This is a genomic window from Kitasatospora sp. NPDC002551 (assembly GCF_040296005.1).
In the GTDB taxonomy this organism is placed as follows: Bacteria; Actinomycetota; Actinomycetes; order Streptomycetales; family Streptomycetaceae; genus Kitasatospora.
In genome coordinates this window covers 1-19,175 of sequence record NZ_JBEOWI010000043.1, presented here as the reverse complement: position 1 = coordinate 19,175, position 19,175 = coordinate 1, and the positions used below count along the sequence as shown (strand labels likewise).

The 19,175-nt window shown below is 74.6% G+C and carries 19 protein-coding genes; 10 read left to right on the top strand and 9 right to left on the bottom strand.

All coding sequences use genetic code 11. The features are described from left to right. Positions 1 to 56 precede the first annotated feature (56 nt). Positions 57 to 692 (top strand): DUF4232 domain-containing protein, encoded by a 636-nt coding sequence (locus ABT093_RS29380; RefSeq protein WP_350569586.1) that lies wholly within the window; start codon positions 57 to 59, stop codon positions 690 to 692. Positions 693 to 726: 34 nt separating this feature from the next. Next, positions 727 to 1,170: a GNAT family N-acetyltransferase gene (locus ABT093_RS29375; protein ID WP_350569584.1), complete on the top strand. Its 444-nt coding sequence runs from the start codon at positions 727 to 729 to the stop codon at positions 1,168 to 1,170. A gap of 50 nt (positions 1,171 to 1,220) precedes the next feature. Here the strand turns inward: ABT093_RS29375 and ABT093_RS29370 are convergent, their stop codons facing one another. From ABT093_RS29370 to ABT093_RS29350, 5 genes are all read right to left on the bottom strand, one after another. After that, positions 1,221 to 2,324 carry an LLM class flavin-dependent oxidoreductase gene (locus tag ABT093_RS29370; protein WP_350569582.1) on the bottom strand — a complete coding sequence of 368 codons (1,104 nt, stop codon included), beginning with the start codon at positions 2,322 to 2,324 and terminating at the stop codon, positions 1,221 to 1,223. Positions 2,325 to 2,589: 265 nt separating this feature from the next. Further along, a complete protein-coding gene (gene glnII, locus ABT093_RS29365) occupies positions 2,590 to 3,612 on the bottom strand; it encodes a glutamine synthetase (RefSeq protein ID WP_350569580.1) in 1,023 nt (340 codons plus the stop codon). A gap of 238 nt (positions 3,613 to 3,850) precedes the next feature. Further along, a complete protein-coding gene (locus ABT093_RS29360; RefSeq protein WP_350569577.1) occupies positions 3,851 to 4,933 on the bottom strand; it encodes an LAETG motif-containing sortase-dependent surface protein in 1,083 nt (360 codons plus the stop codon). Positions 4,934 to 5,078: 145 nt separating this feature from the next. Continuing rightward, on the bottom strand, positions 5,079 to 5,756 hold the full coding sequence (locus tag ABT093_RS29355; protein ID WP_350569575.1) for a uracil-DNA glycosylase: 678 nt from the start codon (positions 5,754 to 5,756) through the stop codon (positions 5,079 to 5,081). A gap of 73 nt (positions 5,757 to 5,829) precedes the next feature. Then, a complete protein-coding gene (locus ABT093_RS29350) occupies positions 5,830 to 6,933 on the bottom strand; it encodes an amidohydrolase family protein (RefSeq protein ID WP_350569573.1) in 1,104 nt (367 codons plus the stop codon). A gap of 43 nt (positions 6,934 to 6,976) precedes the next feature. On the opposite strand from ABT093_RS29350, the gene ABT093_RS29345 reads away from it, so the two are divergent. Both ABT093_RS29345 and tmpA read left to right on the top strand, forming a co-directional pair. Continuing rightward, positions 6,977 to 8,128: a pyridoxal-phosphate-dependent aminotransferase family protein gene (locus ABT093_RS29345; RefSeq protein ID WP_502884342.1), complete on the top strand. Its 1,152-nt coding sequence runs from the start codon at positions 6,977 to 6,979 to the stop codon at positions 8,126 to 8,128. 189 nt (positions 8,129 to 8,317) lie between these two features. Then, positions 8,318 to 9,916: a 2-trimethylaminoethylphosphonate dioxygenase gene (gene tmpA / locus ABT093_RS29340; RefSeq protein ID WP_350569571.1), complete on the top strand. Its 1,599-nt coding sequence runs from the start codon at positions 8,318 to 8,320 to the stop codon at positions 9,914 to 9,916. A gap of 61 nt (positions 9,917 to 9,977) precedes the next feature. Here tmpA and ABT093_RS29335 read toward each other — a convergent pair whose 3' ends face one another. Next, positions 9,978 to 10,793 carry a GntR family transcriptional regulator gene (locus ABT093_RS29335; protein WP_350569685.1) on the bottom strand — a complete coding sequence of 272 codons (816 nt, stop codon included), beginning with the start codon at positions 10,791 to 10,793 and terminating at the stop codon, positions 9,978 to 9,980. Between the two features lie 342 nt (positions 10,794 to 11,135). Here ABT093_RS29335 and ABT093_RS29330 point away from each other — a divergent pair, with 342 nt between their 5' ends. From ABT093_RS29330 to ABT093_RS29305, 6 genes are read left to right on the top strand one after another with little or no spacing between them, the layout of a single operon-like run. Beyond that, entirely contained in the window at positions 11,136 to 12,305 is a 1,170-nt protein-coding gene (locus ABT093_RS29330) for an ABC transporter substrate-binding protein (RefSeq protein WP_350569570.1), read from the top strand. A 40-nt stretch (positions 12,306 to 12,345) separates the two neighbouring features. After that, positions 12,346 to 13,311: an ABC transporter permease gene (locus ABT093_RS29325; protein WP_350569569.1), complete on the top strand. Its 966-nt coding sequence runs from the start codon at positions 12,346 to 12,348 to the stop codon at positions 13,309 to 13,311. After that, positions 13,299 to 14,150: an ABC transporter permease gene (locus ABT093_RS29320; protein WP_350569567.1), complete on the top strand. Its 852-nt coding sequence runs from the start codon at positions 13,299 to 13,301 to the stop codon at positions 14,148 to 14,150. Before ABT093_RS29325 ends, ABT093_RS29320 begins: the two co-directional genes overlap by 13 nt. A 19-nt stretch (positions 14,151 to 14,169) precedes the next feature. Then, positions 14,170 to 15,255, top strand: a complete 1,086-nt coding sequence (locus ABT093_RS29315; RefSeq protein ID WP_350569566.1) for an ABC transporter ATP-binding protein — start codon at positions 14,170 to 14,172, stop codon at positions 15,253 to 15,255. 33 nt (positions 15,256 to 15,288) lie between these two features. Beyond that, on the top strand, positions 15,289 to 15,963 hold the full coding sequence (locus ABT093_RS29310; RefSeq protein ID WP_350569565.1) for an HAD family hydrolase: 675 nt from the start codon (positions 15,289 to 15,291) through the stop codon (positions 15,961 to 15,963). 6 nt (positions 15,964 to 15,969) lie between these two features. Further along, positions 15,970 to 16,290, top strand: a complete 321-nt coding sequence (locus ABT093_RS29305) for a DMT family transporter (protein WP_350569563.1) — start codon at positions 15,970 to 15,972, stop codon at positions 16,288 to 16,290. 69 nt (positions 16,291 to 16,359) lie between these two features. Here ABT093_RS29305 and ABT093_RS29300 read toward each other — a convergent pair whose 3' ends face one another. Genes ABT093_RS29300 through ABT093_RS29290 form a run of 3 tightly spaced genes read right to left on the bottom strand, consistent with a single transcriptional unit; the run spans position 16,360 to position 19,048 of the window. Continuing rightward, positions 16,360 to 17,361, bottom strand: coding sequence for a HEAT repeat domain-containing protein (locus ABT093_RS29300; protein WP_350569562.1), 1,002 nt, complete (start codon positions 17,359 to 17,361; stop codon positions 16,360 to 16,362). 3 nt (positions 17,362 to 17,364) lie between these two features. Then, a complete protein-coding gene (locus ABT093_RS29295) occupies positions 17,365 to 18,036 on the bottom strand; it encodes a HEAT repeat domain-containing protein (protein ID WP_350569561.1) in 672 nt (223 codons plus the stop codon). Between the two features lie 52 nt (positions 18,037 to 18,088). Further along, positions 18,089 to 19,048 (bottom strand): formylglycine-generating enzyme family protein, encoded by a 960-nt coding sequence (locus tag ABT093_RS29290; RefSeq protein ID WP_350569560.1) that lies wholly within the window; start codon positions 19,046 to 19,048, stop codon positions 18,089 to 18,091. Between the last annotated feature and the right edge of the window lie 127 nt (positions 19,049 to 19,175).

The following is a 19,175-nucleotide window of genomic DNA, read 5'->3' as shown; positions in this document are numbered from 1 at the left end:
CGCGCCGGGGCCTCCCGCCCCCCCCCCCCCCCCCCCACGACTCTGGGGGAAACCGCATGCGCTCGCGCCGTCTCGCTCTCACCGCCGCCGCCGTCGCGGCGCTCGCCGTCACCGCCACCGCGTGCGGGCCGGAGAACAGCGACACCGCCGCCCCCGCGTCGAGCCCCGCCGTGACCACCGCCCCGGCCACCGCCCCGGCCACCGCCACCAACGCGCCGTCCACGGCCGCGACGCCCTCCGCCGCCGCCAAGCCCTCCGCCGCGCCGGCCTCCGGGCCGGCCTCCACCGCGCCCGCGGGCACCTGCGGCGCCAAGGACCTCGTGCTCACCGCCAGGACGGAGTCCCAGGCGGGCGGCTACATCCTGATCGCCGCCAAGGCCAAGCCGGGCGTCACCTGCACGCTCCCGCCCCGGCCCCCGGTCATCGCCTTCGGCTCGCGCGGCATCGAGGCGTCCAAGGCCGAGCAGGGTGTCGGCCTGCCGATCAGGCTCAGCGGCTCGGACACCGCCTACGCGGGCGTCATGGCGAAGACCACCAAGGACAACCAGGCCGTCGAGTTCACCGACGTCATCGTGGGCATCGGCAACCCCGACCCCGACCCGGTCAGCCTGCCGGTCGGCCGCACCAACGTCGACCGGCCGATCGTCACCAACTGGCACAACCTGCCGGAGGACGCCGTGCCCGTCCACTGAGACAAACCGCTGGTGACACAGCCTGCCCCTCTGCTTGGATCCGGCCATGACCAGTGACCTGCCGGACGGCTACGAGATCTCCACCGACCCCGCGCGCCTCGACGCCGCGCTGATCCACCAGTGGCTGTCCCAGGACGCCTACTGGGCGCTCGGCCGCAGCCGCGAGAAGCAGGACCGCGCGATCGCCGGATCGCTCAACTTCGGTCTCTACGCGCGGGATTCCGGCGGCCAGGTCGGCTACGCCCGGGTGGTCACCGACCACGCGACCTTCGCCTGGCTGTGCGACGTCTACATCGCCCCGGCCGCCCGCGGCCGGGGACTGGGCACCGCGCTGGCCGCCGCCGTCCGCGACCGGCTCGCCGAGCACGGCCTGCGCCGCGTCCTGCTCGCCACCGCCGACGCCCACGGCGTCTACGCGAAGGTGGGCTTCCAGGCGGTCGCAAAGCCCGAGCAGTGGATGGTGCTGGGCGAGCAGTAGCCCGGCCCGCCCCTCCCCCGAAGGCCCCTCCCCCGCCGGCCGGATGCTCCCTACCGCTCCGGCCGGCGCCACAGGCCGCGGGCGGCCAGCACCGGCAGCACGCCCTCGCCGAACCAGTACGCCTCCTCCAGGTGCGGCATCCCGCTGAGCACGAACTCGTCGATGCCCAGCTCGTGGTACTCGGTGACCAGGTCGGCCACCTCCCGGTGGCTGCCCACCAGCGCCGTCCCGGCCCCGCCGCGCAGCAGCCCGACGCCCGCCCACAGCCCGGGGTACACCTCCAGCCGCTCCGCCGAGCCGCCGTGCAGCGCGAGCATCCGGCGCTGCCCCACCGACTCGCTGCGGGCCAGCGCCCGCTGGGTCTCCCGGACGCGCTGGGGGTCCATCGCCGCCAGCAGCCGCTCCGTCTCCGCCCACGCCTGCGCCGAGGTGTCCCGGGTGATCACGTGCAGCCGGATCCCGAACCGCACCACCCGCCCCTGCCGCGCCGCGAGTTCACGGATCCAGGTGATCTTCTCCCGCACCTGCGAGGGCGGTTCGCCCCAGGTGAGGTACACGTCCGCGTACCGCGCCGCGACCTCGCCCGCCGCCGGGGACGACCCGCCGAAGTACACCGGCGGCGCCGGCTCCGGCAGCCGGTTCACCACCGCGCGCTCGACGCGCAGATGCGGGCCGTCGTGGTCCACGGTCTCCCCCGCCCAGAGCCGCCGCACGATCGACAGGAACTCCCCGGTGCGGGCGTAGCGCGCGTCCTTGTCCAGGAAGTCCCCGTACGCGCGCTGCTCCGCCGACTCCCCGCCGGTCACCACGTTCAGCAACAGCCGCCCGCCGGAGTGCCGCTGGTAGGTCGCCGCCATCTGCGCCGCCAGCGTCGGCGCGATCTGCCCGGGCCGGAACGCCACCAGGAACTTGAGCCGCTCGGTCACCTGGGTGAGCATCGCCGTCGTCAGCCAGGCGTCCTCGCACCACGCCCCGGTCGGCGTCAGCGCCCCCTCGAACCCCAACTGCTCGGCCGTGCGGGCGATCTGCCCCAGGTACCCCACCGACGGCGGCCGGTCGCCCCCGGCCGTGCCGGGTGTCGACCCGTGCCCCCCGCCGACCACCTGCCGGCTGTCACCGTTCGTGGGCAGGAACCAGTGGAACGTCAACGTCATGAGCACACACTCCGGTGTCGGGAACAGCCTGAAGGGAGGGAAATCGGCCACTCACCGGCGACAGGCGTCCGCACACACGCGCGCCAGATCCACGTGCAGGCGACGCACGAGGCACGTGGAGGCAGTCATGAACGGAATTATCCGCTCCCGCCCGGCACCGATCAAGAGAGCCTCCCCCGGCCACGCCGGAAACGCCCGCAGGGCCTCCCCGGTGAGGTGGGGAGGCCCTGCGGGCGTGCGGGGTGCTGCTTCCGGCGGACCGGGATCAGACCAGGCCGGCCTTCTCCAGGGCGGCGCAGCAGGTGTTGATCAGCAGGCGGGTGACGACGTAGGGGTCGACGTTGGCGTTCGGGCGGCGGTCCTCGATGTAGCCCTTCTGCTCCACCTCGACCTGCCACGGGATGCGGACCGAGGCGCCGCGGTCGGAGACGCCGTAGGAGTAGACGTTCCACGGGGCGGTCTCGTGCTTGCCGGTCAGGCGGGACTCGATGTCGGCGCCGTACTGGGTGACGTGCTCCAGGACCTTCTCCTGGGAGGTGCCGAGCGACTCGCAGGCGGTGATGATCGCGTCGTAGTTCTCGCGCATCGCCCTGGTGGAGAAGTTGGTGTGCGCGCCGGCGCCGTTCCAGTCGCCGCGGACGGGCTTCGGGTCGAGGGTGGCGTCGATGCCGAACTCCTCGGCGGTGCGGTAGAGCAGGTAGCGGGCGATCCACATGTCGTCGGAGACGGTCAGGGCGTCGACCGGGCCGATCTGGAACTCCCACTGGCCGGGCATGACCTCGGCGTTGATGCCGCAGATGGCCAGGCCGGCCGCGATGCAGCGGTCGAGGTGCAGCTCGACGATCTCGCGGCCGAAGACCTCCTCGGCGCCGACGCCGCAGTAGTAGCCGCCCTGCGGGGCCGGGTAGCCGCCCTCGGGGAAGCCGAGCGGGCGGGAGCCCTTGAAGAAGGTGTACTCCTGCTCGATGCCGAAGATCGACTCCTGCGCCGCGTACTGCTCGGCGACGCCGCGCAGCAGGGCACGGGTGTTGGACTCGTGCGGGGTACCGTCGGTCTCGTTGACCTCGCAGAGGACGAGGATGTTGTCGCCGCCGCGGATCGGGTCCGGCACGACCCGCACCGGGTCCAGCACGCGGTCCGAGGCGTGGCCCTCGGCCTGGCTGGTCGAGGAACCGTCGAAGCCCCAGGTGGGGATCTTGTCCGCGTTCGGCAGGACACGAGTCTTGGAGCGGAGCTTGGCGGTCGGCTTGGTGCCGTCGATCCAGATGTACTCGGCCTTGATTGCCACGGCGGTGTACCTCGCAAACTGAGTGGTGGGGTGCCCGCGTAGCGTTGCAAGCCGCCGTTTCCCGGTTGTTCCTCTTGTGTAACGCGCATGTGAACCAACCGTCCGCATTGGCACGGTCACGGTGCGGGAGTGCCGCGGGTGGCACCCCCGCACCCGTGGGGAGCCGGGGCCGGTGGGCCGGAGCCGGTAGGGCCGGGGCCGGGGGCTTGGGCAGGGGGCCGGGCCCGACGGCCCGGGGTCAGTGCCGGCGGGCGTGGGCCGGGGCGGCGGCCCGGCGGCGGCGGGTGGCCCAGAGGGCGCAGGCGCCTGCGGCGACCAGCGCGGCGGCCCCGGCGGCGAGCGGGCCGGTGGCGTCGTTGCCGCCGGTGGAGGCGAGCGTGTCCGGCGCGGCGGTGGGGGCGGAGGCGCCGGGCGACGCGGGGGACGCGGTCTTCCGGCCGGTGGAGGTGGCGGTGGAGGTGGCGGTGGCGCCGGCCGTCGCCGCGGCGGGAGTCGCGGACGGGGTGGTGTCCGCGACGGGCTGGGCGGCCGGGGTCGGGGTGACGGCGGCCGCGGGGGTGGTGGAGGGTGTCGCGGTGGCCGCCGGAGCGGCCGGCACGGGCTTCTCGCAGCTCACCGAGGCGACCGTGACGGTGCCGGTGACCTTGGCGACGTTGAGGTTGAGCGGGTCCACCGCCACCTGGACCTCCAGGGCGGAGGCGGCGGCCGTCGTCGAGGTGGTGGTCTTCTTGGAGAACTCGACCGACACGCTGCCGACCAGCGGTACGTCCACCCTGGTCGGCCCGTACAGGCCGAGGGTGACCGGCTTGCCGAGGACGGTGAGCCGGGCGGGCGCGACCACGTCGGCGGTGGGCTGCCCGTCGACCGGGCAGGTGGCGGTGGCGCTGAGCGCCTCCAGGCCGAGCAGGGTGGTCGCGGGCAGGCCGGGGGCGTGCACGTCGGCGTCGGCGAGCGTGACGGAGGCGGTGGCGCCCGTGGCGTCCACCCTGGTGACCGACTTGCCGACGTCCGCCTTCACCAGGGTGACCGGGCCGGACTGGTCGACGCCGGCCACCGTGGCGGTGAGGACGGTGCCCTCGCGCTGGGCCGGGGACTCGACCTTGTTGAGCGCGACGTCGACCGGGACGCTCACGGCGTTGTCCAACAGCCGGACGTCCAGGTCGAGTTCGGCGGTGACGGCACGCGCCTTGCCCGGCGATCCGGCCGGGGAGGCGGTGGGCGCGGCGGTAGGAGCGGGCTCGGCGGCCCAGGCCGGCGGCGCGGTGAGAACGGCGCAGGCCAGGACGGCGGTGGCTGCGGAAACGGTTCGTCGAGAAGACATGGCGGTACCCCCACGGCTGAATGGATGAGCCGCCAGTCTTCTCAAACGATCCGTCACATGAGTAACACAGAACGTTATTTCACTCGTTGGGGTGAGGTTGGCATCCGAGGCTGACGCCGACCTGCTACGGCCTGCGGCGGCAGCGTTACGGCAGCCGCCAGTCCACCGGCTGCGCGCCCTGCCGCACCAGCAGCTCGTTGGCCCGGCTGAACGGGCGCGAGCCGAAGAAGCCGCCGCTCGCCGAGTACGGGCTCGGGTGCGCCGACTCGATCGCGGGGATCTCGCCCAGCAGCGGCCGCAGATTGCGCGCGTCACGGCCCCAGAGGATCGCCACCAGCGGGCCGCCGCGCGCCGTCAGGGCGCGGATCGCCTGCTCGGTGACCTCCTCCCAGCCCTTGCCGCGGTGCGCGGCGGGCTTGCGCGGGGCGGTGGTCAGCGCGCGGTTCAGCAGCAGCACGCCCTGCCGCGTCCACGGGGTGAGGTCGCCGCTGGACGGCTGCGGCAGCCCGAGGTCGCTGCCGTACTCCTGGAAGATGTTGATCAGACTGGCCGGGATCGGCCGGACGTCGGCCCCCACCGAGAAGCTGAGGCCGACGGCGTGGCCGGGCGTCGGATAGGGGTCCTGGCCGACGATCAGCACCCGCACGTCGGCGAACGGCTGCTGGAAGGCGCGCAGCACGTTCGGGCCGGACGGCAGATAGGTGCGGCCGGCGGCCAGCTCGGCGCGGAGGAAGTCGCCCATCGCGGCGACCCGCCCGGCCACCGGCTCCAGCGCGGTGGCCCACCCGGGCTCGACGATCTCGTTCAGTGGACGCGGTGCCATGGGCGTAACCCTATCGGCCTACACCGACAGTCCGGTCACCGAGACGATCACACCGGAGGGCGGCCCGCGCGCCTCACGCCACCGGGCGCCCGCGCAGCACCACCAGCCGCGGATCGGCCAGCACCCGCACGTCGGCTCGCGGGTCGTGCGCGTACACCACGAAGTCCGCCGGCGCGCCCTCCTCCAGGCCGGGGCGCCCCAGCCAGGCGCGCGCGCCCCAACTGGCCGCCGACAGCGCCTCGGCGGGGGTGAGCCCGGCCTTCACCAGCTCGGCGACCTCCTGCGCCACCAGCCCGTGGGCCAGCGAGCCGCCCGCGTCCGTGCCGACGTAGACGGGGATGCCCGCGTCGTGCGCGGCGCCGACCGTGTCGTAGCGGCGCTCGTGCAGGCGCCGCATGTGGGCGGCCCAGGCCGGGAACCTGCCCTCGCCGCCCGCCGCCAGCTCCGGGAAGGTGGCGATGTTGACGAGGGTCGGCACGATCGCGACCCCGCGCTCGGCGAAGACCGGGATCAGCTCCTCGGTCAGGCCGGTGGCGTGCTCGACGCAGTCGATCCCGGCGGCCAGCAGGTCCGGCAGCGACTCGGCGGCGAAGCAGTGCGCGGTCACCCGGGCGCCCTCCTCGTGCGCCGCCGCGATCGCCTCGGCGAGCGCGTCACCCGGCCAGCAGGCGGCCAGGTCGCCGCGCTCGCGGTCGATCCAGTCGCCGACCAGCTTGACCCAGCCGTCGCCGCGCCGGGCCTCGGCGCGCACGTAGGCGGCGAGGTCGCCGGGCTCGATCTCGTGCGCGTAGTTGCGGATGTAGCGGCGGGTGCGGGCGATGTGCCGGCCGGCCCGGACGATCCGGGGCAGGTCCTCGCGGTCGTCGATCCAGCGGGTGTCGGCGGCGGATCCGGCGTCGCGGATCAGCAGGGTGCCGGCGTCGCGGTCGGTGAGCGCCTGCTTCTCGCTGGTGGCGGCGTCGACGGCGCCGTGCGCGTCCAGGCCGACGTGACAGTGGGCGTCCACCAGGCCGGGCAGCACCCAGCCCTCCACCGTCCGGACGTCGGCCGAGCCGGCGCCGACCGCGGCCGGACGGGAGAAGGTCACCCGGCCGTCCACCACCCAGAGTTCGTCCCGGACGTCCTCGGGACCGACCAGCACCCGACCCCGGACGTGCAGCACCGCGCCATCGCTCATGGCCGCACTCTACCGACGGCGCCGTTCCGTGTAAGCAGCGAACATGGGGCAGACTCGTTCCCGCCGGCCCGTCGTCCCCTCCCCGAAAGGCCCCGCAACCGTGAGCCCCTTCCTCGACCTGCCCCCGCTCACCGCCGCCGACTTCGCGGCGATCGAGGACCAGGTCGCCGCGCTGCTGCACACCACCGCCGACGTCATCGTCACCCAGGGCGAGGCGCTGCTGCCGCTGGAGGCCGCCATCCGCGGCGCCGCGCACCCGGGCTCGACCGCGCTCAACATCGTCACCGGCCCGTACGGCCAGACCTTCGGCAACTGGCTGCGCGACTGCGGCGCGAAGGTCGTCGACCTCGCCGTGCCCTTCGACAGCGCGGTGAGCGCCGAGCAGGTCGCCGAGGCCCTGGCCGCCGAGCCGGCCATCGACTTCGTCTCGCTGGTGCACGCCGAGGCCGCCACCGGCAACACCAACCCGGTCGCCGGGATCGCCGCCGTGGTGCGCGAGCACGGCGCGCTGCTGATGGTGGACGCGGTCGCCTCGGTGGCCGCCGAGCCGCTGCTGACCGACGCCTGGGGCGTGGACCTGTGCGTGATCGGCGGGCAGAAGGCGATGGGCGGCCCGGCCGGCGTCTCGGCCGTCTCGGTCTCCGCGCGGGCCTGGGAGCGGATCACCGCCAACCCGGCCGCCCCGCGCCGCTCCTACCTCTCGCTGCTGGACTGGAAGGAGCGCTGGACGGACGCCGGGCGCACCGTCCTGCCGCACGCCCCAGCGCAGCTGGAGATGCTCGCGCTCGGCGCCTGCCTGGACCGGATCGCGGCCGACGGCCTGCCCGCCGTCATCGCCCGCCACCGGGCGGCCGCGGCCGCCACCCGCGCGGGCGTCCGGGCGCTCGGCACGCTCGCCCCGTTCGTCCCGGAGGACGCCCACGCCGCGCCGGTGGCCACCACGCTGCGCACGCCGGCCGGCCTGGACGCCACCGCCCTCGCCGCCGAGCTGCGCCGCCTCGACCCGTCCCTCCCGGTCCAGGCCGGCGGCGGCGCCCTGGCCACCGAGATGCTCCGGGTCAACCACTACGGCCCCGCGGCGACCCTCGGCACCGTCCGCGCCACCCTCACCGCCCTCGCCACCGCCACCACCGCCGGCCCGGCCCCCGCCCTCACCGCCGCCACCCAGGCCTGGGAGACGGCGCTCACCGCCTGACCGGCACGTCGCCCGTCCGCCCCGTCCGCCGCAGCGGGCGGGGCGGTTCGCGTTTCCGGTGGCCGCCCGCCGGCACTGTTCCCGAACCGTTCACTCCCCCGGCACCCGGTGCTCACCCGCCCCCGGCAGGCTCCACGGAAAGAAGTTGGCTATACAACTTTGCCCGCCGGGCCGCCGAGGAGAACACCCATGACCACCGAGCTGCCGCCGTACTGGCTGCGCGACAACTGCCCCTGCGCCGAGTGCCGCGACCCGCGCAACGGGCAGAAGCTGTTCCAGATCACCGATCTGCCGGACGACCTCGCGATCGCCGCGCAGGCGGAGCTGGACGGGCACCTGGAGGTGCTGTGGTCGGACGGGCACCGCTCGCGCTACCCCGGCGACTGGCTGGCGCGGGAGGCGGACGGTGACGGGCGGACGGAGGCGGACATGCGGCTCTGGGTCGCCGCGGACTTCGCGCGCGGCCTCCCGGAGGCGCGGTGGCCGGCCTACCTGGCCGACCCGGCCGAGCGGGCCGCCGTGCTCGCCGCCGTCCGCCGCTCGGGCTTCGCCGTGCTGCGCGACGTGCCGGTGCGCGAGCGGCAGGTGCTGGAGGTCGCCGAGACCTTCGGGTACGTGCGGGTCACCAACTACGGCGAGCTGTTCGACGTCCGGGTCGAGCCGGACCCGAACAACCTCGCGTTCACCAGCGCCGCGATCGCCCCGCACACCGACAACCCGTACCGGGACCCGGTTCCCACCCTGCAACTGCTGCACTGCCTGGAGAACTCGGCGACCGGCGGGGACTCCGGCCTGGTGGACGGCTTCCGGGCCGCGGCGCAGCTGCGCGCGGAGGCGCCGGGGCACTTCGCGGTGCTGACCCGCACGCCCGTGCCGTTCGTCTTCCGCGACCGCGCCACCGACCTGCGCGCCGACCGGCCGCTGATCGAGGTGGACCCGCTGGGCCGGATCCGCGAGGTCCGGTTCAACAACCGCTCGATCGCCACCCTGCGCGGCCCGGCGGCGGAGCTGGAGGCGTTCTACGCCGCGTACCGCGCGTTCGCCGCGATCACCCTGCGCCCGGAGCTCCGGCTGGAGTTCCGGCTCGACCCGGGCGACTGCCTGATCTTCGACAACACCCGGCTGATGCACGCCCGGACGGCCTTCGCCCAGGACGGCCGCCGCCACCTCCAGGGCTGCTACGCGGACGTGGACTCGCTCGCCTCCGCCCTGGCCGTGCTGGACCGCCGGGTGGCCGCACTCGACGAGCTGGAGGCGCTGTTCGCGGGCGAGGGCGCCGGGGAGTACCTGGGCGAGGCGGTCACCATGGCCGAGCACATGCTGCAGGCCGGCGCGCTGGCCGAGGCGGCCGGGGCGGCCCCGCACCTGGTCGCGGCGGCGCTGCTGCACGACGTCGGCCACTTCTTCGACGAGCACGGCCAGGAAGCGCTGCACGGAGGCGATCTGATGCGGGGTCGGGACAACCGGCACAGCGACACCGGGGCCGACCGGCTGGCCCGCTGGTTCGGCCCGGAGGTCACCGGGCCGGTCCGGCTGCACGTGGCGGCCAAGCGCTACCTGTGCGCGGTCGAACCGGACTACCGGGCGCGGCTGTCCGAGGCCTCCGAGTACACCCTGCGGGTGCAGGGCGGGCCGATGTCCGATCAGGACGCCGCCGCCTTCGCCGCCCACCCGGGCGCCGAGGACGCGGTGGCGGTGCGCCGCTGGGACGAGCAGGCGAAGGAGGCCGGGGCCGCGACGCCGGACTTCGCCCACTTCCGGCCGCTGCTGGCCTCGCTGATGAACTGACGGCCCGTCACCGATGGGGCACGGGGCGGCCCGGCGTACCGGGCCGCCCCCGCCGCAGCCGTCAGTCGCCCTCCCGGGCGTGCCGCGAAAGCGCCGAGGTGGCCAGCGAGTTGTGCACGCTGAACGCCACCGTGCCGGGCAGGTAACGGTCCTGGGACCACTCCACCGGCGTCCCGGTCGGATCCGTCGTCCGGCGCCGCTCGCGCAGCAGCGGCCCGCCGCGCCGGCAGCCGAGCAGCCGGGCGTCGTCCCCGTTGGCGGCGACGATGTCGATCGTGTGGTCGGCGTCGGTGAACAGGATCCCGTGCTCGCGCAGGACTTCGGTGTGCGAGACGACGTCCGGCGGCAGTTCGGCGACGATCTCGCCGACCCGGGGCGGGTAGATGGTCCGCTCGACCATCACCGGCGTGCCGGAGAGGGTGCGCAGCCGCACCGTGACGTAGACCTCGGACCCCGGTTCGAGCCGCAACTGCTCGCGCTCGGCGGCGTCGGCCGGGCGGCGCACCAGCGAGTCGAGTATGCCGCCGGGCTCCTCGCCCATCGAGTACGCCCAGTGCGTGAAGCTGAGCAGTTCGGAGAAGCTCTGCACCCGGGCCGTGCCGAGCACCACCCGGCGGGTGCCCCGGCGGGAGGTGACCAGGCCGTCCGAGCGCAGCACGGCGAGCGCCTGGCGGACGGTGCCGCGCGAGACGCCGTACTGCTCGGCGAGCGCGCCCTCGGCGGGCAGCCGTCCGGCCTCGCCGAACGCCCCGGTGGTGATCGCCTCCCGCAGGTCGGAGGCGACCTTGCGGTAGAGCGAACCGGATCCGCGCTCGGCTCCGGCAGCGCCGGCCGGGCGGGCCGGGCCGGTCTCCGGGCGCCCCGACTCCAGTGCCACGTCAGTCAATGTCCCTCCTGGGCGGTGTCCTGCGCAGCCCGTACGGCGCCGGACAGCCCGACCTTATCCCGCTGCGCTCCCGAAGCATCGCACCCGTCGGATGGTCCGCCGGCGACCTGATTCGACCGTTCCCGCAGCCGACCCCGGTTCTGGGCCATCCGTTCACCTTCCCGTCACCGCGCTCCGGCGTACTTACCCCCGTCAGCGAAGTTGGCTAGTCAACTCGGACGACGTCGATCGGCCGCTCACCCGGCCGGCCCGCCGCCCTTCGCGAGACGCAGGCCCGCGGAACCCCCCGCGAACGCCCCCTCGCAGTACGCCCCCTTAACAGGAGACTTCCCCGTGACCGTGCACCGTGCCCGCGCCGCCGCCTTCGCGGCCGTCCTGACCGCCGCCGCGCTCTCGCTCACCGCCTGCGGCTCCGCCGGGTCGAGCGCCAAGTCCGGCGACGCCGCCAAGGCCGGCGCCAAGGACGCCAAGGAGGCCACCTCCGCCGCCGACTTCGGCGGCATGGACGGCCTGGTCGCCGCCGCCAAGAAGGAGGGCAAGCTGCACGTCATCACGCTGCCCCGGGACTGGGCGAACTACGGCAAGATCATCGACTCGTTCAAGGCCAAGTACGGCATCGAGGTCGAGGAGGAGAACCCGGACGGCTCCAGCCAGGACGAGATCAACGCGATCAACTCCCGCAAGGGCCAGGACCGCGCCCCCGACGTGGTCGACCTGGGCAGCGCCTTCGCCCTCCAGGCGGTCAAGGACGGCATCCTCGCCCCCTACAAGGTGGCGACCTTCGACAAGGTGCCGGACACCATGAAGGACGCCAACGGCGCCGCCGTCAACGACTACGGCGGCTACATCTCGATCGGCTGCGACGCCAAGCGGATCGCCAACTGCCCGAAGACCTTCGCCGACCTGCTGAAGCCCGAGTACAAGGGTCAGGTCGCCCTCAACGGCAACCCGACCAAGTCCGGCTCCGCCTTCGGCGGCGTCTACGCGGCCGCGCTCGCCAACGGCGGCTCGCTGGACAACGTCCAGCCCGGCATCGACTTCTTCGGCAAGCTGAAGCAGTCCGGCAACTTCAACCCGGTCGAGTCCACCCCGGCCACCATCGAGAAGGGCGAGACCCCGATCTCGATCGACTGGTCCTACCTGAACGCCGGCTACACCGACGAGTTCAAGGAGAAGGGCGTCGACTGGAAGGTCTCCATCCCGGTCGACGGCTCCTACGCCCAGTTCTACAACCAGGGCATCAACAAGTGGGCCCCGCACCCGGCGGCCGCCCGCCTGTGGCAGGAGTACCTGTTCAGCGCCGAGGGCCAGAACCTCTTCCTCGGCGGCTACGCCACCCCCTCCACCTTCGAGGCGCTGAAGAAGGACGGCACCCTGGACGCCGCCGCCGCCGCCAAGCTGCCGGCCGTCGAGAAGCCGTTCACCACCTTCCCGACCGTGGACCAGATCAACGCGGCCAAGAAGGTCGTCACCGAGAACTGGACCAAGGCCATCGCGGGCTGACCGACCGTCGGCACTCATCGAACGGGCTGAAGAAGCACTCATGACCACGGCTCCCACCCCGGTGCCGACCACCCCCGCCGCCACCGTCCCCGGTGGCGGCGCGGGGGCGTCCGCCACCGCCACGACCACCACCCCCACCCCCCGGCGGCGCCCGCTCGCCCGCCTCGGCGGCGGCTCCTGGCTCGCCACCGTCCCCCTGCTGCTGTTCTTCCTGATCGGCTTCGGACTGCCCACCGTCGCCATCGTGATCGGCGCGTTCACCACCTCCAGCGACGCCGAGAGCGGTGCCGGGCAGTTCACCTTCGACAACCTGACGGCCTCCGTCCAGGGCGCCTACCTGACGGCCATGCTGAGCAGCCTCAAGCTCTCCGCGCTGACCGCGCTGCTCGCCACCCTGATCGGCCTGCCGCTCGCCCAGGCGGTCGTCACCTCCCGGCACGGCTGGCTGCGCCAGGCGGTGCTCACCGCCTCCGGCGTGCTCGCCAACTTCGGCGGCCTGCCGCTCGCCTTCGCGTTCGTCGCCACGCTCGGCAACGCCGGCGAGATCACCAAGCTGCTGCACCTCACCGACCACGGCTGGTCGCTGTACTCGTTCACCGGCCTGACCGTCGTCTACCTGTACTTCCTCATCCCGCTGATGGTGCTCACCATCACCCCGGCCCTGGACGGCCTGCGCACCCAGTGGCGCGAGGCGGCGCAGAACAACCGCGCCACCACCGTCCAGTACTGGCGCCACGTCGCCCTGCCGATCCTGCTGCCCTCCCTGCTCGGCGGCTTCGTGCTGCTCTTCGGCAGCGCCTTCGCCGCCTACGCCACCGCCGCCGCGATGGTCGGCGCGACCGTCCCGCTGGTCAGCCGCTCGATCGCGGACGCGCTCTCCGGCAACGTGCTGGTCGGCCAGGGCAACCTCGCCCTCGCCCTCAGCCTCAACATGATCGTCGTGGCCGTCCTGGTGATGGCCGTGTACCTCCCCCTCCAGCGCCGGAGCGCCCGATGGCTCAGCTGACCACCCCCGCCCGCACGGCCTCCCGCCGGCCCAAGGTGCGCTGGTGGCGCGGCGCCGTCCTGCTGCTCGCCGGCGTCTACTTCGTCGTCCCGCTCGCGGCCTCCGCCTGGTTCTCCGTCGACGACCCGAGGGGCGTCTCCTTCGAGGCCTACACCGGACTGCTCTCCGCCCCCGGCTTCCTGGACAGCCTCTGGCTGACCCTGGGCCTCGCCGTGGTCACCGTCCTGGTGCTGCTGCTCCTGCTCGTCCCGGCGCTGATCGCCGTCCGGCTCGGCGCGCCGAAGCTGCGCCCGGTCATCGACGTGCTCTGCACCCTGCCGCTGGTCGTCCCGCCGGTCGCCCTGACCGCCGGCCTGATCGGCGTGCTCCGCTGGGGCCCGGACCACCTGATGGACACGCCGCTCTTCCAGACCTTCGTGTTCGTCCAGGACCCGGACTTCCCGCTGGTGCTGGTCATCGCCTACGTGCTGATGGCCCTGCCGCTCGCCTACCGCGCCCTGGACGCCGGCCTGCGCTCGGTGGACGTGCGCACCCTGGTCGAGGCCGCCCGCAACTGCGGCGCGAGCTGGCCGCGCGCGGTGTTCACCGTCGTCCTGCCCAACCTGCGCGGCGCCCTGCTGAACGCCTCCTTCCTCACCCTGGCCCTGGTCCTCGGCGAGTTCACCGCCGCCTCGATCCTCGGCTTCCAGCCCTTCCCGGTCTGGATCTACTCGGTCGGCAACAGCCAGGCCCACATGTCGGTCGCGGTCTCCATCCTGAGCCTGCTGCTCACCTGGCTGCTGCTGCTCCTGCTGGCCACCGTCGGCCGCGAGCGCCGCACCAAGACCGCCACCTCCTGAACCCCCGGAGCCACCCATCATGACCACGGCCACCGCCCCCGTCACCGGCGTCCCCCTCGCCCCCGGCAGCGCGACCGTCGAGTTCCGCTCGCTGCGCCGCGCGTTCGGCGCCACCACCGCGCTCGACGGCCTCGACCTCACCGTCCACCCCGGCGAGCTGCTCGCCCTGCTCGGCCCCTCCGGCTGCGGCAAGACCACCGCGCTGCGCATCCTGGCCGGCTTCGAGCAGCACGACTCGGGCCAGGTCCTGGTCGACGGCCAGGACATCACCGCGATCCCCGCCCACAAGCGCGACGCCGGCATGGTGTTCCAGTCGTACAGCCTCTTCCCGCACCTGACCGCCGCCGACAACGTCGCCTTCGGCCTGCGGATGCGCGGCACCGGCAAGGCCGAGCGCCTCAAGCGGGCCCAGGAGCTGCTGGAGCTGGTCGGCCTGCCGCAGCACGCCGGCCGCTACCCGCACCAGATGTCCGGCGGCCAGCAGCAGCGCATCGCGCTCGCCCGCGCGCTCGCCCTGCAGCCGCGGGTGCTGCTGCTCGACGAGCCGCTGTCCGCGCTGGACGCCAAGGTGCGGCTGTCGCTGCGCGAGGAGATCCGCCGCCTCCAGCAGGAGCTGGGGATCACCACCCTGTTCGTCACCCACGACCAGGAGGAGGCGCTGTCGATGGCCGACCGGGTCGCCGTGCTGCGCGCCGGCCGCCTGGAGCAGTGCGCCGCCCCCTCCGAGCTGTACGCCAGGCCGGCCACCGCCTTCGTCGCCGAGTTCGTCGGCACCATGAGCCGCATCCCCTGCGAGCGCTCCGGCGACGGCGTCGAGGTCCTCGGCCGCCGCCACGCCGCGGACGGCGCCGTGCCCGCCGACGGCGACCTGCACGTCCTGGTCCGCCCGGAGAACGTCCGGCTGACCCCCGGGGAGCACGGGGCGGCCCTGGTGGTCTCCGCGTCCTTCCTGGGCGCGGTCACCCGCCTCACCGTCCGGCTGAACGACGGCACCGAGGTCAAGGCCGACCTGCCCACCGAGGCCGCCGCCGCCCTGCCGATCGGCTCGCGCGCCGCCCTGACCCTCCCGGAGCGGCCCGTGCTGGTCGACCGTCGTACGGTCTGATCCGCTCTGTTGAACCGCTCCGAAGGTACCGCCATGCCTCACACTCCCCCACCCGCCGCCGTCCTCTTCGACATGGACGGCACCCTCGTCGACACCGAGCAGCTCTGGTGGCAGGCCGCCACCGAGCTCGCCGACGAGCTGCACCACTCCCTCACCGACGCCGACGCGCCCGAGGTGCTCGGCCAGGCGATCGAGCACACCGCCGCCCACCTCCACCGGGTCAGCGGCACCTCGCTGACCGAGGCCGAACTCGCCACCCGCCTGGGCGACTCCTTCGCCGGCAAGGTGGCGGCCGAGACCGTCCCGCGGCCGGGCGCCCTCGCGCTGCTCGCCTCGCTCCGGGACGCCCGGGTGCCCACCGCGCTGGTCTCCGCCTCCCCCCGCCGGGTCGTCGACCTGGTGCTGTCCACCCTGGGCCGCGACTGGTTCGCCGTCACGCTGGCCGCCGAGGACACCCCCCGCACCAAGCCCGCCCCGGACCCCTACCTGGCCGCCGCCGCCCGCCTCGGCCTGGACCCGGCCAGCTGTGTGGCCGTCGAGGACACCCCGACCGGCGTGGCCTCCGCCACCGCCGCCGGCTGCGCGGTGCTCGCCGTCCCCTCCAGCGACGTCCCGATCCCGGACGGCTCCCGGGTCACCCTGCTGGACAGCCTGGAGCACGCGGACCTGGCCCTGCTCGGGAAGCTCACCGCCGCGCCCGGGGTTTGATCCCCCATGCCCTACGTACTCCTCGCCCTGGCGATCATCAGCGAAGTCTGCGCCACCAGCTGCCTCAAGCTGACCGAGGGCTTCAGCAGGCTCTGGCCGAGCGTGGGCGTGGCCATCGGCTACGTCCTCTCCTTCGTCCTGCTCGGCCGCGCCCTGAAGCACATCCCGGTCTCGGTGGCCTACGCCGTCTGGTCCGGCGCCGGCACGGCGGCCGTGGCCGGCATCGGCGTCGCCGCCTTCGGCGAGTCGCTGGGACGGCTGCAGTGGTTCGGCATAGCCCTGATCGTCGTCGGCGTCGTCGTCCTCAACCTCCGCGGCAGCCACTGACCCTCCGCTCGGGCCCCGTGCGCAGCGCGTACGGGGCCCGTCCCGTTCCGGCCCCGCGGCCCCGCGGCGTCACGGCCGGCGCCGGCGCAGGGCGTAGCCGGCGGTGAGGGCGACGGGGCGGTCGGCGTCGTGGCACAGGCCGGCGAGGGCGGCGGTCGCCGTGGCGCCCGGGACGTCCACCAGGGCCTGGGCCAGCCGGCGGCGGGACGGCGCCTCCAGCCGCCCCGGGAGGAGCCGGTCGACGAGGGAGGCGGCGATCCGGTCGGCGGACTCCGGATCACCCGCCAGGGCGCCCAGGGCGTCCGCCGCGTCGACGTCCCGCACTCCCTCGACGATCATGTCGACCAGCACCGGGACCGCCTCGGCCACGCCCCGCGCGCCGAGCGCCGGCGCCGCGTGGCCGCGGACCACCGGGTCGGGGTCGCCGAGGGCGTCGCGCAACAGGGCGGTCGCGGCGGCGCCGGGCAGCTCGGCGAGGGCCCGGGCGGCACGCGCGCGCACCTCCGCCGAGGGCGAGCCGAGCCCCTTCGCCAGCAGGGGCGCCGCCTCCTCGCCCGCCTGCGCCAGCGCCCAGCGGAGCGCTCCGGCGACGTTGGGGTCCGCCTCGCCCAGCACGGCCTCGACCAGCGCCTCCACCGGCGCCCGGGCGTCGTCGGTCACGGACAGGGCCGCGCGGTGGCGCGCCCCGGCGCTCTTCGACCCCAGCGCCTGGAGCAGCGCGACGGTCCGCAGGACGTCGTCCCAGCCCGCGGGCTCCGCGGCACCGATCCGGCGCAGCCGCGTGAGCAGTTCCGTCTCCACCGCGATGCGCTCGCGCGTCTCGCGGATCAGCTCGTCGACGAGTCCGGCCGGTGCGAAGCCGGGGTCGTCGAGCGCCCGCCCGACGTCGCGCAGCGACAGCCCCAGGGACCGCAGGCTCTCGATGTGGAAGATCCGCCGGACGTCCTCCTCGGCGTACTCCCGGTAGCCGGCGCCGGTCCGTCCGGTCGGCCGCACCAGGCCGAGCGACTCGTAGTGCCGGAGCATGCGGGAACTGACCCCGGACCGTCGCGCGACCTCACCGATCAACACGGCCTACCGCCCCTCCCCGCCGGCCCCGCCCAGGGCCACGACGCGCTTCGCCGCCTCGATCGCGAACCCGAAGCCGGCGTCCGGGTCGCGCCGCAGCCGTTCCGTGGCGAGCGCGTGCGTGCGCACCCGGGGGTCGGGAGCGGTGGCGGCGGCTTCCAGGGCCGGCAGCGCCGCCTCCCCGAGGGCGATCAGCGCCCGGCTGAGGCTCAGCTGCGTCCCGCGGTCGCCGCGACCGAGTTGTCCCGTCAACTCTACGGCCAGCGCGGGCCTCTCGCCCTTGGGCGCGAGGACGACCGCCGCCCGCCAGGCGGTCCGGGCCACCTCGTCGTCGGCGTCGGCCAGCAGCGCCGGCGTGATCGCCGGCCAGGCCCGCCGGTCCCCGATCTTGGACAGCGTGTGCAGGGCCTGGCTGCGCGCCTGGGCCTGCTCCGAGCGGACCTCGCCGACGAGCGCCGGGACCGTCAGGGACGGCGCGTGGCGGGTGAGCGCCCAGGTCAGCATCTCCCGCACGTAGAACTCGGATTCGACCGCGCTGCGCTCGACGAGCCTGCCGACGAACCCCGGGTCCGGCGCGGTACCGGCCGCGAGCGCGGCCTGCAGCCGGACCGACGGGTCGGTGTGCTCCAGCGCGCGCAGCGCTCGCGTCACGGCCGTCTCCTCGTGTGGCATGGTCATCGGGACCACCTCCTCCTGGGCCCGCAGTCAAGACCTTGCCACTGTGTCAAGGTCAAGCGGCGGCGTCGGCCGCCACCCGGAAGCCGATGTTCCCGGCCGAGCTGTCCGGGGTGTTGGAGCTGCGCGCGGCCACCCGGTAGCGGTTGCAGTACGAGGCGTGGCACATGTGGGAGCCGCCGCGCATCACCCGCGACTCGCCGTCCGGCGGGCCGAGCGGGTCGCGGCGCGGGCCGGTGCGGTGGAAGTCGGCGCTGAACCGGTCCGCGCACCACTCCCAGACGTTGCCGACGGTGTTGTACAGCCCGAAGCCGTTGGGCCGGAAGGCGGTCACCGGGGCGGTTCCCCGGTGGCCGTCCGCCGCCGTGTTCAGGGTGGGGAAGACACCCCGCCAGATGTTGCACTGGTGCCGGCCCCCCGGGTCGAGTTCGTCGCCCCACGGGTAGCGCGCCTGCTCCAGGCCGCCGCGGGCGGCGTACTCCCACTCGGCCTCGGTGGGCAGCCGGGTGCCGGACCAGGCGCAGTACGCCTGCGCGTCGTGCCAGGAGACGTGCACGACGGGGTGGTTCTGCCGGGTGGTGACCGAGGAACCCGGCCCCTCGGGCGCCCGCCAGTACGCCCCGGCGACCGCCCGCCACCACGGCACGGCGGCCACCGCCGGTGCGGCGGAAGCGAGTTCGGGCGCCAGGAAGCCCTCGAAGACGTAGGAGAAGCCGAAGGTCTCGGCCTCGGTGCGGTGGCCGGTGGCCTTGACGAAGGTCGCGAAGGCGGCGTTGGTCACCGTGGTCGGCGCGATCCGGAAGGGGCTCAGCTTGACGACGCGGACCGGACCTTCGCCGTCCTCCGGGTAGCCCTGCCGGTCGTCGGTGCCCATCAGGAACCGCCCGCCGGGCAGGCCGGTGAGCTGCCGCGCCACCCGCGAGGCGGGAGCGGGGGTGGGGGCGGCGAGCGTGAGCGGCGCGGCCCCGCCGGCGTCGCGGCCGGGGGTGCAGCAGGGCTTGGGGGTGGTCGGCACGGGGGTTCCTCGTCACGGGTCGGGGTGGGGGGGGGGGGGGGCGGGGGCCCCCCCCCCCCCCGCCCGGGGGGGGGGGGGGGGGGGGGGGGCGGGGGGCGGGGGGGCCCCCACCCCCAAGACAAGACCC